This is a genomic window from Amycolatopsis jejuensis (assembly GCF_000717335.1).
GTDB lineage: Bacteria > Actinomycetota > Actinomycetes > Mycobacteriales > Pseudonocardiaceae > Amycolatopsis > Amycolatopsis jejuensis.
Genome location: NZ_JNYZ01000024.1, coordinates 92959 through 107826 on the forward strand (window position 1 = coordinate 92959; position 14868 = coordinate 107826).

A 14868-nucleotide genomic window follows, 5' to 3' on the forward strand; every position below is an offset into this window, starting at 1 on the left:
TGGGGAGAACTGCCTTGTGCTGCCGGAATGTCGGGAAAGCCGGAGTCAGCCCACGAATCGCGGATCCGCGATCGCACCGCTGGCCACGAGCATCACGTAGAGGTCGGTCAGCACGAGCGTGCCGAGCGTGGTCCACGCGAGCGTCATGTGCCGGGTGTTGAGTTTCGTGACCTGCGTCCAGATCCAGTACCGGACGGGATGTTTCGAGAAGTGCTTGAGCCGCCCGCCGGTGACGTGCCGGCACGAGTGGCACGACAGCGTGTACGCCCACAGCAGCACGACGTTGACCACGAGGACGACGTTGCCCAGCCCGAAGCCGAAACCGGTGGGGCTTTGGAAGGCGACGATCGCGTCGTAGGTGTTGACGAGCGAGACGATGCAAGCGACGTAGAAGAAGTAACGGTGCACGTTCTGGATGATCAACGGCAGCCGCGTCTCGCCGGTGTAGCGCGCGTGCGGTTCGGCGACCGCGCACGCCGGCGGGGAGAACCATACCGAGCGGTAGTAGGCCTTGCGGTAGTAGTAGCAGGTGAGCCGGAAGCCGAGCAGGAACGGCAGCACGAGCACACCCAGCGGCAGCCAGGACGGCAGCTCGCCGAACCAGTGCCCGAAGTGGCTCGAACCCTCGACACACGACGTGGACACACAGGGCGAGTAGAACGGCGTCAGATAGTGGTATTCCGGCACCCAGTAGGCGGTGCGCACGAACGACCGGACCGTCGCGTAGACGATGAAGGTGGCCAGCCCCAGCACAGTGAGCAGGGGTTGCAGCCACCACCGGTCGGTGCGCAGCGTCCGGGCGGCGAGCAACGCCCGCCCCGGCGCTCGTACGCCGGTGCGGGCGCGGCTGACGTCGTTGTCAGCGGGGGCGCTCACCGCTGGTCGCGCTTGTAGCCACCGACACCCTCGTCGTCGGCGCCGCTCCACAGCGCCGGGTCGTACGGGGTATCCGGAACAGGAACGCGTTCGACGGCTTTCGGCTGGGCGGGCACAGCGGGCGGGTGCCCGTCGAGGTCGGCAGTGTCGATGTCGAGCCGCTCGACGTCGTTGGCCAGCCTGCGCACCGCGGACGCGTCGCCGTAGCGGGAGCGCAATGCGCCCACGCACTGCCGCAACTGGCCGATGGTGCGCCGCAGTTCGGCGATCTCTGTGGTGGACATCGGGAGCCTCCCTGGTGGTGGGGCCGGCAGTTCGGGTGACGATCAACGTCGCCAGGTACGACTCTGCCTCGCGTCGTGCACTGTGACAAGTAGCACACCGACGTGCGTGTTGCCTGTTGACCTTGGAGAGCGGGCCTGCCAGGGATGCGCCCGAGAGCTCGGAACGTCAAGCTGCGCAGGTCAAACCGGGCGCGGTGGGCGCCTAGTGCACGAACGACGACTTACTCGAAGGCTTTGGATATACGAAGAGTTCTTGGCCAATCACTCAATGCTACTGGGAATGAACCGTTCGATCAAAGCCGGAGCGGGCTCGCCAGAATGTCCGCGAGAACTTGCCACCGGGCCCTCAAAGGGCAGCAATTCGGTCCGCTTCAGCGCTCAGAAGATGTAAAAAATTTCATCACCACAGCGGCATTTTCTTCGGCCACGCGGCCAGACCTTCCACTCACCTCGATATCACAGCTCAGAAAACAGGAAGATTGGGAATTACAAGGAATGATACCGGCAATTTACGCACTGCCGAGGAAATGGGCTCGAGCTGAGTGGGCTGCGCCCATAGCCTCGCGCCGATCGCTAACCAGTCCCAGCTCAGCATCGTCGACCGATCTGGCCGGAATGCCATTTCACCGACAATCAGAAATCTGCGCCAGAATCAATGACACCGGCATCGAATGCGCGGTTCGCTCGCATCAGGAAAATGTGGCAATTCCGCCGCGAAGAATCCGGCGACAGAGTTCGCTGTCCCGGCCCTCAATTCGCCGCCAGCCTTGAGCAAACCCGCCCCGCAACAATGATCCTCGACGTCCGAAATGCACCCCGCTCCGAGCGCCCCGTAAAGTGCGCATCAAATCCGTTTCGAGGATCATGGCCGTCTGCAGACCTGGAACACAACCTTCCCAGCCCACACTCGAGCCGACTCCCGATCACGCCTCCACGAGGGGACGTGACCTTGCTCACTCCACCTTGTTTCTGAATCGATTTTGTCTCGTGAGGACCTCCGGGTTACCGTGGTAGCCGTCACGTTCCCGCGACGTCAGTGACGCCGTCTCGCGAACCCGTCACGACTTGTGAGCCGGGAGCCGGAGATGAGCAGCAGCCCGAAACCGACCGCCGCGGTGCACCCTGTCCTCGCCGAGGTCACCGCCCGGATCGTCGAGCGCAGCGCCGAGACGCGAGCGGCGTATCTCGCCCGCAGTGCGGCCGCTTTCGAGGAAGGGCCGGTCCGCCGGGGCCTCGCCTGCAGCAACCTCGCGCACGGTTTCGCCGCCATGGACGGCATCGACAAGCAAGCGCTGCGGCAACTGCGCGCGCCGGGCGTAGCGATCGTGTCCTCTTACAACGATTTGCTCTCGGCGCACCAACCGATGCAGGAATACCCGGCGTGGCTGAAGAAATCAGTCCGGGCGGCAGGCGGTGTCGCGCAGTTCGCCGGAGGGGTGCCCGCGATGTGCGACGGCGTCACGCAGGGGCGTCCGGGCATGGAGTTGTCGCTGTTCAGTCGCGAGGTGATCGCGATGGCGACGGCGATCGCGCTGTCCCACGACATGTTCGACGCGGCGCTGCTGCTGGGCGTGTGCGACAAGATCGTGCCCGGATTGCTGATCGGTGCGCTGTCGTTCGGACATCTGCCGGCCGTGCTCGTGCCTGCGGGGCCGATGAATTCGGGGCTGCCGAACAAGGACAAGGCGCGCGTGCGCCAGCTGTACGCCGAGGGGCGCGCGACGCGGGAAGACTTGCTCGACGCCGAAGCCGCGTCCTACCACTCGGCCGGCACCTGCACGTTCTACGGCACCGCGAACTCGAACCAGATGGTGGTCGAGGTGATGGGCCTGCACCTGCCGGGCGCGAGCTTCGTGCCTCCGAACACGCCGTTGCGTCAGGCGCTCACCGAGGAGGCGGGCCGGCGGGTGGTCGCGCTCTCGCGGGGTGCGGAGTACACGCCGATTTCGCAGGTGCTGGACGAGAAAGCGTTCGTGAACGGCATTGTGTCGCTGCTGGCCACCGGCGGGTCGACGAATCACACGATGCACCTGGTCGCGGTCGCTGCGGCGGCCGGAATCCAGCTGAGCTGGGACGATTTCTCGGATCTGTCGGCAATCGTTCCGCTGCTGGCGCGCGTGTACCCGAACGGCAGTGCGGACATCAATCATTTCCACGCGGCCGGCGGTATCCAGTTCCTCGTCGGCACGCTCCTCGACGCCGGGCTGCTGCATGAAGACGTGCACACCGTGGCGGGCGTCGGGCTGCGCCGGTACACGCAGGAACCAATTCTGTCCGACGGCGAACTGGTGTGGCGGGACGTGCCCACGCGCAGTCTCGACGAGGAGGTGTTGCGCCCGGCGAAGCGTCCTTTCGCGCCCAACGGTGGGCTGCGGATGATGGCGGGCAACCTCGGCCGCGCGGTCACGAAGGTGTCGGCGGTGGCACCGGAGCATCGAGTGGTCGAGGCTCCGGCGCGAGTGTTCACCTCGCAGGACGCGTTCCGCGTCGCGTTCGAAGCCGGGGAACTCGATCGGGACGTGGTCGTGGTGCTGCGGCAGCAGGGTCCGCAGGCGAATGGCATGCCGGAGCTGCACGGGCTCACGCCGGCGCTGGGAGTGTTGATGGACCGGGGATTCCAGGTCGCGTTGCTCACCGACGGGCGGATGTCGGGAGCCTCGGGCAAGATCCCGGCCGCGATCCAGGTGACGCCGGAAGCAGCGGTGGGCGGGCCGATCGCCCGGATCGCCGACGGTGACGTGATCCGGTTCGACGCACGCTCCGGGTCCCTCGACGTGCTGGTCGCGGACCTGGCGCAGCGGGAGCTGGTGGATGCACCGCCGTCGGAAGCCGAGTGGACCGGCACCGGGCGCGAGCTGTTCGGCGCTCTTCGCCGCGCAGTCGGCCCGGCTGACCAGGGCGCGAGCGTCTTCGGAGCGCTCACCCCGGAACTGGACCTCGCCCGGGGCTTTCCACCATTCGGACGCGGGACAATGGGTACGTCCTCGTACGCTCTCCAGACCCAGGAGGTCGGTCAGTGACCACCGGCTCGGACCTGCTCGCTCTGTCCCCTGTGATGCCTGTCGTAGTGATCGACGACGTCGACGACGCGGTGCCGACGGCCCGCGCCCTGCACGCCGGCGGGATCGGGGTGATCGAGCTGACGCTGCGGACACCGGTCGCGCTGGCCGCGATCGAGCGCGTGGCCACCGAGGTGCCGGACATCGTCGTCGGCGCCGGCACGGTGACGTCGCCGGAGCATGCTGCGCAGGCAACCGCGGCGGGCGCGAAGTTCCTGGTGACGCCGGGCTGTACGGACGCAGTGCTGGACGCCGCCTTCGCTACCGGGCTGCCGTTCTTGCCGGGCGCGAGCACGGTGTCGGAGGCCATGCGGCTCGCCGAGCGGGGGCTGACCGCGCTGAAGTTCTTCCCGGCGGAGGCCAGCGGGGGCGCCGCGTTCCTGAAGTCGATCGCCGGACCCCTGCCGCGGCTGCACTTCTGCCCGACAGGCGGCATCACGGTGTCGTCGGCGCCGTCCTATTTGGCGCTGCCGAACGTCGGCTGCATCGGCGGGTCGTGGCTGACGCCGCCGAAACTGCTGGCAGCCAAGGACTTCGCCGCTGTCGAGACGCTCGCCGCCGAGGCCGCTGCGTTGCACGGCTGACTCCGGACCCGTCACCGCTCGTCTCGGCGAGTCGTGGCGGGCTTTCGTCCGCCTCGGCGCTCAGTCGACGACGGCGTCGTCGAGCACCGTGGACTCCGCCCCGAACTCACGCAGTTCGTCACGGATCACTGTGTACGCAAGACCTTGTGGGTACCCCTTTCTGGCAAGAAAACCGAGCAGCCGGCGGATCGCGGTCTGCTCATCGACGTTCCCGAGCGACCCGAGGCGTTTGCGTACCAACTCCCGAGCCCGCTGCTCCTCGGCGTCGCGGTCGACTTCTTCCGCGGCTTGCGCCGCGACCTCACCGTCGATTCCTTTACGGCGCAGCTCCGCAACGAGCGCATTGCGAGACAGCCCTTGGTTGGCGTGCCGGTTGCGGACCCAGATTTCGGCGAACTCGGCGTCGTTGACGAGCCCGGCCCGGTCGAGCTTGCCGAGCAGAGTTTCGATGGTGTCGCTGTCGAACCCCTTGCGTTGCAACGTCTGCCGCAATTCCTCGGCTGCCCGCGGCCGGGCGGCGAGGAGATCGAAGCAGATCTCCTTGGCCTTTTTGGCGCGTTCCTCCGGGGGCAACTCCGCCGGTTCGACCTTCGGCACCCTGGCCACGACTGCACTCCCACTCCCGGCACCGCCCATCACGGCGCCGTCACCTCGACACCCGGTCCGCCGGGCGTTCTTCCCGGACCCTGGCCCGCTCGGCCGAACGTCGTGGCCGACCAGGCCCTGCTCACCGAACCCGAGTCTGGCCGACTCCAGCCCGAATCCCGCCGGGCTGGAGGTCCGCCGACTGGGCCCCGGGGTTGACCGACCCGGTCGTCCGCGCCCGGGCAACCGCCGCTTCGGCTCGGCCGAACCGAACCGGCCGGACCAGCTCGACGACGGCAGCCGGACCTCAGCCGCCCGACCTGGCCTGGTGCCAGGACCCGGTCAACCAGCCGCCCGCTCCCAGCAGCCTTGCCAGAGCTGGCCAAACCAGCCCTACCCAACCCCACCAGCAGCCCTGCCTGAGCTGGGCCAAACCAGCCCTACCCAGCCCCGCCAGCAGCCCTGCCGGAGCTCGGCCAAACCAGCCCTACCCAGCCCCGCCGGGAACCCTGCCGGAGCTGAGCCAAAACAGCCCTGCCCACCGCCGGAGATGGGCCGAACCCGGCCCACTACGAGCAGCCCTGTCCGAGCCGACCAGCCCGCCGTCTGCCACACCCGTGCCTGGCCTGGCGACCTGACCTGGCGAATCTCACGTTGACCAATCCGGCCAACCCGAACCCCGGCTGGCCAAACCCGCCTGCCCCGAACCTGCCGCTCGGAGCCCAGCCAGCCAAACCCGACGCCAGCCAAACCCGGTCTGCCGAACCCGGTCTGCCAGACCCGCCGCCAGGAGCCCAGCCAGCCAAACCTGCCGACGGCAGCCCACCAGGTCTGCCGAACCCGGCGCCCGAAGCCCGGCCGGCCCCCTGAACCTCAGCCGTCCAGCCGAACCGGCCACCGGAAGCCGGACTCAACCGGCCCGCGTAACCCGCCGAAGGAACCGCCGAGCACCGGGGAGGGAACCAGCCGATCCCTCCCCTCCCCGGGTCAGAAGTCGACCGGCGCGGGCACTGCTTCGGCGGCCTCGGCGTCGACCTGCGGGCCGATGCCGAGCTTCTCCTTGATGCGCTTCTCGATCTCGTTGGCGATGTCCGGGTTGTCGCGCAGGAACTTCCGCGCGTTCTCCTTGCCCTGGCCGAGCTGGTCGCCTTCGTAGGTGTACCAGGCACCGGACTTGCGCAGGATCCCCTGGTCGACACCCATGTCGATGAGCGAGCCCTCGCGGGAGACGCCCTGGCCGTACAGGATGTCGAACTCGGCCTGCTTGAAGGGCGGGGCCATCTTGTTCTTCACGACCTTGACGCGGGTGCGGTTGCCGACCGGTTCGCCGCCGTCCTTGAGCGTTTCGATGCGGCGCACGTCGAGCCGGACCGAGGCGTAGAACTTCAGCGCCTTGCCACCGGTGGTGGTTTCCGGGGAGCCGAACATGACGCCGATCTTCTCGCGCAGCTGGTTGATGAAGATCGCGGTGGTGCCGGAGTTGTTCATCGCACCGGTCATCTTGCGCAGCGCCTGGCTCATCAGCCGGGCCTGGAGACCGACGTGCGAGTCACCCATCTCGCCCTCGATCTCGGCCCGCGGCACGAGCGCGGCCACGGAGTCGATGACCAGGATGTCGAGCGCACCGGAGCGGATCAGCATGTCCGCGATCTCCAGCGCCTGCTCACCGGTGTCCGGCTGGGAGACGAGCAGCGCGTCGGTGTCGACGCCGAGCTTCTTGGCGTACTCCGGGTCCAGCGCGTGCTCCGCGTCGATGAACGCCGCGATGCCACCGTTGCGCTGTGCGTTCGCCACCGCGTGCAGGGCGACCGTGGTCTTACCGGAGGACTCCGGGCCGTAGACCTCGACGACCCGGCCGCGCGGCAGGCCGCCGATGCCGAGCGCGATGTCGAGGGCGATCGCGCCGGTGGGGATCACGGCGATGGGCGCGCGGCCCTCCTCGCCGAGGCGCATCACCGAGCCCTTGCCGTACTGCTTGTCGATCTGCGCAAGGGCGAGCTCGAGCGCCTTGTCCTTGTCGGGTGCTGCTGGCATGGAAGTCCACCTCGCTGGTTGGGGCCTGTGTGTGTTCGGTTGTCCAGATCAAGCTTGTCCGGGGAACAAGCTCTGTCCGGTCCGACGCTACGGGGAGGGACCGACAATTCCAGGCGCGGCGACCGATCTGTGGATCGCTGGCCCCGTTGTGCACAACACCATAGACGAACAGATGTTCGAGGCTTGCAGCGACACGCCCATGCGCTGGGTTTTCCCCCTTTGACCACCGCCGGGCCAGGGAACTGCCAGGTCAGCGCCGTTCCGGCGGCACTTCGAAGGCCACGCAGACTTCCCGCCAGATCTCCTTGGCCGAAACCCCCGCGGTCAGCGCTTCTTCGACCGTGCGCCCGCCGAGCCCGCTGAACACGTGGTCCTTGGCGAGCACCTCGGCGCGGCCGGCCCCGAACTCCTCGGCCATCAGCCGTCGGAACACCGTGATACGCATCAGGCGAATGCTAGCTTTCCCGGCTTCGCTGGGATCACTCCCCCGGCTGGACGTTCTGCTCGAAGTAATCGGCCAGTGCACCCGGCGTGGTCGCCTGCCCGCCGGAATTCACCTGATAGATGAACCCGACGAGCGGCCGGTCCTGCACTGTGAACACGAGGACCGCCGACGATCGTCCGGCAGCCGCTGAGTAATGCCCTTGCAGAGCGTTGCCCTTCCAGTCCGCTTCGGTGCGGTCACCGCCCGCGGACGTGAGCAGTCCGTCGGTGTACTGCTTCAGTTCCGCTGCCGACTGCCCTTGCACGTACGTCACCTGCGTGCCCGCCCGCCCCGGCGCGGCGCACGTCGCCGTCGTACCCAGGCTTCTCGCCGGCGCTGCCGGGCCATTGCCCGTACCGGGAGCACAGCCGCCTGCGTCGGCGACCTTGCCGGCGAGCTGTCGCATACAGTCCGTCAGGCCGGAAGAGTCCGCCTGTCCTGGCGTACGGCACTGCTCGGCGGCGTACGTCGGCACCGATGAGCCGGTCGTCAGGAACACGGTCAGCCCCGCTGCGAGCACAACCACCACAGCTGCCGCGATCCCGATCCACAGCTTCTTGCGGCTCTTCTTCGCCGGTGGCATAGGCGTGTACGTCGGAAAATTGGACGGCGCAGGCCCAGATGGATACGACGGTGCAGGCTGCTGCGCGTACGCCGGGTAGTTGCTCTGTGGGGGCGGAGGTGGCGCGTACGTGCCCGAAGCAACCTGGTCCTCGACGTTCTGCGTACGCATCGACAGTCCATCGCGCGCGACATGCTGCGCGCCCAGCGCCACAGCCGTCTCCGGCTGGTCGAGGCTCGATGGAACGACCCCGAGTTTCTCCGCGATCATGGACCCGACCAGCGGCAATCGGCTCGAGCCTCCGACGAGGTAGATGCCGGCGAGACGGTCCGGCGTGAGCCCGGCAGCGCGGAGCGTCCGCGACAACAGCTCCACACTGCGTAGCATCGCCGGACGCACCAGGCCTTCGAGTTCGCCGCGCGTGACGAGTACGTCCTTGAAGGGCTCCGGCATTGGCACTTCTGTCTGCGGATGTCGCGACAGTGCTTCCTTCGCGGCCTTCACGTCTTCTTGGAGCGCGCGTCGCGTACGTCGGTCTGCCGTGGATTCAGGGCGAAGAAGTCGTTGCCAGCGCTGTGGGTCCGAATGCGACACCTCGCGTCCGACGTGCACCATCAATGCCTGGTCGACGTCAAGGCCGCCAAGGTCGGGCAGACCGTCTTCGGCGAGCACTGTGTACCCGTTCTGGTTCGCACCGACGACAGCGACGTCGAACGTTCCCGCGCCCAGGTCGTACACAGCAAGTGCCTGTCCCGGAGCAAGTGCGCGGCCGGGGAAGGACGCGAAGTGCGCGGCGGCCGCGACAGGTTCGGGTACGAGCACTACATTCCCGCGAAAGCCTGAGAGTCGCGCGGCGGTCAACAGTACGTTGCGGCGTACCGGACCCCATTGCGCAGGATGCGTCAGCCGCACTTCGTCCGGCTGCTCACCACCCAACTGGCGCGTGGTCTCCTCGAGTACACGGCGCAGGATGGCGGCGAGCGCTTCGTTGACAGGCACGACGTCCGTACCAAGCAACAGCGTCTGCTCGTCGATACGCCGTTTCGGGTTGGGTTCGAAGCGCGTCGGATCAAGGCGCGCACGGCGTTCAGCGTCACGGCCGACCATGAGCGTGCCGTCTTCGCCTGCGAACACGGCGGACGGCATGTTTGCCGACCCGTCCACCTCCACGACGCGAGGCGGCCTGCCGTGCGCGGAAAGGACGGCAACGGTGTTGGACGTCCCGAGGTCCACCGACAGGATCCGCACAGTTACTTCCCCTCGATTCAGGCAGCGCTGGCGGGAATGCTGCCACGTGGCCGGTCACCGTGCGTGCAGACCCGCGAAACACGCGGCGTACGTAACACCGGCGCGGCGCCGGAACGCCGGTACGACCGCTCTCACGATCTTCCCGGAACCCGGCACAGTCGTCGCTATCACCGTGTTCATGCTGGTCATAGCTGTTTTCGGCGTCTCCGGCCCGAACCGTTTGGTCACCCACACGAGGGGATCCGGCGAGGAGTACCCCGGCCGGACCGCGGAAATTGTCGGGGGTGCCGCGCATGATGGATCCCGTGGCAAACAACGTCCTCGACCTCTTCTCCCCGGCGACCAGCACCTGGTTCGCCGGAGCCTTCGCCGCCCCGACGGCCGCGCAGGAAGGGGCCTGGCGGGCCGCACACGCCGGGCAGCACGCCCTGGTCGTGGCGCCTACCGGGTCCGGCAAGACGCTGTCCGCGTTCCTGTGGGCGCTGGACCGGCTGTCGGTGGAACCACCACCGGCGAACCCGCGCGAGCGGTGCCGGATCCTCTACGTCTCACCGCTGAAGGCGCTGGCGGTCGACGTGCAGCGCAACCTGCGCGCACCGCTCGCCGGCATCTCGCAGGCCGCGCGCCGGCTCGGGCTGCCGGTGCCGGAGATCGAGGTCGGCATGCGCACCGGCGACACCACGGCGGCCGAACGCCGGTCGTTCGGGAAGACCCCGCCGGACGTGCTGGTCACCACGCCCGAGTCGCTCTTCCTCATCCTCACCTCGTCGGCGCGCGAGTCGCTGAAGGGTGTCGAAACGGTCATCGTCGACGAGGTGCACGCGGTCGCGGGCGGCAAACGCGGCGCGCATCTGGCGTTGTCATTGGAACGGCTCGACGCGCTGCTGCCCCGGCCTGCCCAGCGGATCGGGTTGTCGGCCACGGTGCGTCCGATCGACGAAGTCAGTGCGTTCCTCGCCGGCGGGCGGCCGGTTACCGTGGTCCAGCCGAAACTCGCGAAGACGATCGAGGTACGGGTGGAGGTGCCGGTCGAGGACATGGCGAACCTCGACGGCCCGGCCGCTTCGCCGATGGAGCGGCTCGACGACCTGACCTCGCTGTCGCAACTGCCGTCGGAGGGCGGTATCGGCACCCAGGAGGAGATCGCCGGAGCGGCGGTGAAGCGGCCGTCGATCTGGCCGGCGGTCGAGGAACGGGTGCTGGAGCTGATCCGGGCACACCGCTCCACCATCGTGTTCGGCAATTCGCGGCGGCTCACCGAACGGCTCACCGCGCGGCTCAACGAACTCGCGACCGAGCACACCGGGCTGTCTCCGGCCGACGCGTTCCCGGCCGAGGCCGTCGGGCAATCCGGCGTCACCACGGGTGCGGCGCCGGTGATCGCGCGGGCGCACCACGGTTCGATGTCCCGCGAGCAGCGCACCCACGTCGAAGAAGAACTGAAGTCCGGGCGGCTGCCGTGCGTGGTGGCCACGTCGTCGCTCGAACTCGGCATCGACATGGGCGCGGTGGACCTGGTGGTGCAGATAGAGGCGCCGCCAACGGTGGCGTCCGGGCTGCAGCGCGTCGGCCGCGCCGGGCACCAGGTCGGTGCGGTGTCGTCCGGGGTGATGTTCCCGAAGTTCCGCGGCGATCTCGTGTCGTGCGCGGTGGTCGCGGAACGGATGGCGTCCGGGGCGATCGAGGCCGTGCGGTATCCACGCAACCCGCTCGATGTGCTGGCCCAGCACGTGGTGGCGATGGTGGCGCTCGAATCGTGGACAGTCCCGGAATTGGCGACGCTCGTGCGGCGGGCGGCGCCGTTCAGCTCGTTGCCGGACGATGCACTGCACGCGGTGCTCGACATGCTCGCCGGCCGCTACCCGAGTGAGGAGTTCGGCGAGCTGCGGGCGCGGATCACGTGGGACCGGGTCGGCGGTGAGCTGCGTGGGCGGCCGGGTTCGCAGCGACTGGCGGTCACCTCCGGTGGCACGATTCCCGATCGTGGTCTGTTCACCGTGATGACGCCGGGAGACGAGGGCAAACCCGGCTCGCGCGTCGGCGAGTTCGACGAGGAGATGGTGTACGAGTCGCGGGTCGGTGACACGATCCTGCTCGGCACGTCGTCGTGGCGGATCACCGACATCACGCACGACCGGGTGATCGTGGTGCCTGCCCCCGGCGAACCCGCGCGGATGCCGTTCTGGAAAGGCGATGCCGCGGGACGGCCGCTCGAACTGGGGCGGGCGCTGGGCGCGTTCGTCCGCGAACTGTCCACTTCGGACACAGCGACCGCACGGGACCGCGCTGCCGCGGCGGGGCTCGACCAGCGTGCGTGCGATAATCTGCTGGCATATCTGGAAGAACAGAAGTCGGCGACGCGGCATGTCCCCAACGACCGCACCATCCTGCTCGAACGGTACCGCGACGAGCTGGGCGACTGGCGAATCGTGGTGCACTCGCCCTTCGGCGCGCAGGTGAACGCGCCATGGGCGCTCGCGATTGCCGCGCGGCTGAGGGAAAACCGCGGGGTCGACGCGCAGGTGGCGCACTCCGACGACGGCATCGTGCTGCGGCTGCCCGACGCACTCGACACCGACGGCGGCGAGGTCACCATCGGCTCCGACGACGTCCTGCTCGACCCGGAAGAGGTCGAGCAGCTGATCGTGGCGGAAGTCGGCGGTTCGGCGGTTTTCGCCGCCCGATTCCGGGAGTGCGCAGCACGGTCGTTGCTGCTGCCACGGCGAGATCCCCGTCGTCGCACACCCTTGTGGCAGCAGCGGCAACGCGCGTCGCAACTGCTCTCGGTGGCGTCGAAGTACGAACGATTCCCGGTGGTGCTGGAGGCGATGCGCGAAGTTCTGCAGGACGTTTACGACGTCGGCGGGCTGCGGGAGCTGATGGCCGACGTGCGGGCGCGCAAGGTCCGGCTGGTCGAGGTGGAGACGCCGGCCGCGTCGCCATTCGCACGGAGCCTGTTGTTCGGCTACGTCGGAATGTTCCTGTACGAGACAGACGCTCCGCTGGCCGAACGGCGAGCGGCGGCGCTGTCGCTCGATTCCGCGCTGCTGGCCGAACTGCTCGGCACGGAGGCGATCCGTGAGCTGCTCGACCCCGAGGCCGTGGCCAAGGTCGAGCGGTCGTTGCAGCGGCTCGACCCGGAACGGCATGCCCGGTCGGCAGAGGACGCTGCCGATCTGCTGCGGTTCCTCGGCGATCTGTCCACTGTGGAAGCCTCGGAACGAGGGATCCAGGCGGAATGGCTGGCAGAACTCGAATCGGCGCGTCGAGCGATCCGGGTCCGCATCGGTGGCGAGGAACGGTACCTGGCGATCGAGGACGCCGGACGAGTACGTGACGCGCTGGGCGTCGCGCTGCCGGTGGGGGTTCCCGAGGCGTTCACCGAACCCGTGGCGGATCCGCTGGGCGATCTGCTGGGCCGCTACGCGCGAAGCCGTGGTCCGTTCACCGCGACGGCTGCAGCCGGGCGGTTCGGGCTGGGCACCGCCGTGGTCACCGGTGTTCTCGACCGGCTCACCGGTGAAGGCAGGCTGGTACGGGGCGAACTGAGTCCCGTCGGGCATCCGGATACCCACGGGGTGGGCGTCGAGTTCTGTGACTCGGCTGTGCTACGACGGTTGCGGCGAGCCTCGCTCGCTCGGCTGCGGGCGGAAGTCGAGCCGGTGGAACCCGCAGCACTGGGCCGGTTCCTGCCCGCTTGGCACGGAATCGGCGCACGGCTGCGGTCCGCTCCCTCGGCCGACGACGTGCTGTCGGTGGTGGAACAGCTGGCAGGCGCGCCACTTCCGGCGAGCGCGGTGGAGTCGCTGATCCTGCCGAGCCGGTTGCCGGGCTACTCCCCCGCGTTGCTCGACGAGCTCACCACCGCCGGTGAGGTCACCTGGGCAGGCTGCGGTGCGCTCGCGGGCGGGGACGGCTGGCTGGCGCTCGCCCCGTCCGACGTCGCGGACCTCCTGCTACCCGAGGTCGAGGAAAATCCGCCGACCGGGCCATTGCACGAAGCGATTGTCACGGCGTTGGAGGGGGGTGCGTTGTTCTTCCGGCAACTGGCCGATCGCGTCACGCCGGGTCTGGAGCAACCACCGAACGACGGCGACGTGGTGGCGGCACTGTGGGATTTGGCGTGGGCCGGGCTGGTCACCGGCGACACGCTCGCGCCGCTGCGAGCGCAGGTCGCGGGACATGGTGCGCACAAGCCACGTCGGCAGACGCCGCGCGGCCGGTACGCCCGGATGCGCGCCGGCCGTCCGGCCATGCCGTCACGCACCGGCCCGCCCACCGCCGCCGGTCGATGGGCACTCACTCCACCCCGTGAGGCCGACCCGACCCGTCGCGCCCATGCCCGGACGGAGGCGTTCCTGGAACGGCACGGCGTACTCACCCGGGGTGCGCTCGACACCGAACGGGTCACCGGCGGGTTTTCCGGGATCTACAAGGTACTGCGTGGGATGGAGGACACCGGACAGGTCATCCGCGGGTACGTCGTCGAGGGTCTCGGGGCCGCGCAGTTCGCGGCGAAAGGCGCGGTCGATCGGCTCCGCGCGCTCTCGGGACCTACCCCGTCGGCGAGCGACGGACTTCGTGCCGTGGTTCTGGCGGCAGCGGATCCCGCGCAACCGTACGGGGCCGCCCTGCCGTGGCCCGCGGCAACGGGCGACACGAAACACCGCCCGGCACGCAAAGCCGGAGCGCTGGCGGTGCTGGTCGACGGAACCCCGGCGCTGTACGTCGAACGGGGCGGCCGTTCGCTGCTGAGCTTCACCGACGAGCGTGGCTCACTGCAGGCCGCTGCGTCCGCCTTGTCGACCGCCGTACGGGAAGGCTGGCTGGGACAGTTGGCCGTCCAGCGCGCCGACGGTGAGGCCGCCCTCACCTCGGAGCTCGCCGAGATCCTGCGGGAAGCCGGCTTCCGCGCGACGCCGAAGGGACTTCGTTTGAGAGCTTGAGAAGCGTGGGATGCTCGTCGGCGCGGACCCGCTGGCGGCTTGGTGTCCGCGGGCGCGTGAATGCTCTGGGCGGGGCGACCGCTATGCGAGGCGTGCACCCAACCGGCGGCGCGCTGGATGGACCGGGCAGGGCTTGCCTTTGCATGGAGCATGCGGATAGGTGGACCGCTCGCGCCCTTAACGGGTGTAGGCACACCAGGGCGCAC

At 68.7% G+C, this 14868-nt stretch carries 9 protein-coding genes; 3 read left to right on the top strand and 6 right to left on the bottom strand.

What is annotated here, in order from left to right; all coding sequences use genetic code 11:
* Nucleotides 1-45: 45 nt before the first annotated feature.
* Both OO71_RS30500 and OO71_RS30505 read right to left on the bottom strand, forming a co-directional pair.
* On the bottom strand, nucleotides 46-876 hold the full coding sequence (locus tag OO71_RS30500; protein ID WP_033293399.1) for a hypothetical protein: 831 nt from the start codon (nucleotides 874-876) through the stop codon (nucleotides 46-48).
* Nucleotides 873-1160, bottom strand: a complete 288-nt coding sequence (locus tag OO71_RS30505) for a hypothetical protein (protein WP_033293400.1) — start codon at nucleotides 1158-1160, stop codon at nucleotides 873-875. The genes OO71_RS30500 and OO71_RS30505 overlap by 4 nt, the downstream gene beginning before the upstream one ends.
* A 1085-nt stretch (nucleotides 1161-2245) precedes the next feature.
* Here OO71_RS30505 and edd point away from each other — a divergent pair.
* The gene (gene edd, locus OO71_RS30510; RefSeq protein WP_033293401.1) at nucleotides 2246-4180 is read left to right on the top strand and encodes a phosphogluconate dehydratase; all 1935 of its coding nucleotides are present in this window, start codon (nucleotides 2246-2248) and stop codon (nucleotides 4178-4180) included.
* Nucleotides 4177-4803, top strand: coding sequence for a bifunctional 4-hydroxy-2-oxoglutarate aldolase/2-dehydro-3-deoxy-phosphogluconate aldolase (eda, locus tag OO71_RS30515; protein WP_033293402.1), 627 nt, complete (start codon nucleotides 4177-4179; stop codon nucleotides 4801-4803). Before edd ends, eda begins: the two co-directional genes overlap by 4 nt.
* Nucleotides 4804-4863: 60 nt before the next feature.
* On the opposite strand, the gene OO71_RS30520 is transcribed toward eda, so the two are convergent.
* The 4 genes from OO71_RS30520 to OO71_RS30535 all read right to left on the bottom strand — a co-directional run bounded on the left by OO71_RS30520 (nucleotide 4864) and on the right by OO71_RS30535 (nucleotide 9716).
* Nucleotides 4864-5439, bottom strand: a complete 576-nt coding sequence (locus tag OO71_RS30520; protein WP_051792467.1) for a regulatory protein RecX — start codon at nucleotides 5437-5439, stop codon at nucleotides 4864-4866.
* A 936-nt stretch (nucleotides 5440-6375) separates the two neighbouring features.
* Nucleotides 6376-7422, bottom strand: a complete 1047-nt coding sequence (gene recA, locus OO71_RS30525; protein ID WP_033293403.1) for a recombinase RecA — start codon at nucleotides 7420-7422, stop codon at nucleotides 6376-6378.
* A 250-nt stretch (nucleotides 7423-7672) separates the two neighbouring features.
* Nucleotides 7673-7867, bottom strand: coding sequence for a DUF3046 domain-containing protein (locus OO71_RS30530; protein ID WP_033293404.1), 195 nt, complete (start codon nucleotides 7865-7867; stop codon nucleotides 7673-7675).
* A 34-nt stretch (nucleotides 7868-7901) separates the two neighbouring features.
* Nucleotides 7902-9716, bottom strand: a complete 1815-nt coding sequence (locus OO71_RS30535) for an Hsp70 family protein (protein WP_033293405.1) — start codon at nucleotides 9714-9716, stop codon at nucleotides 7902-7904.
* A gap of 296 nt (nucleotides 9717-10012) precedes the next feature.
* On the opposite strand from OO71_RS30535, the gene OO71_RS30540 reads away from it, so the two are divergent.
* Complete coding sequence (locus tag OO71_RS30540) at nucleotides 10013-14662, top strand: ATP-dependent helicase (RefSeq protein WP_425388713.1); 4650 nt, start codon at nucleotides 10013-10015, stop codon at nucleotides 14660-14662.
* Nucleotides 14663-14868: the final 206 nt, after the last annotated feature.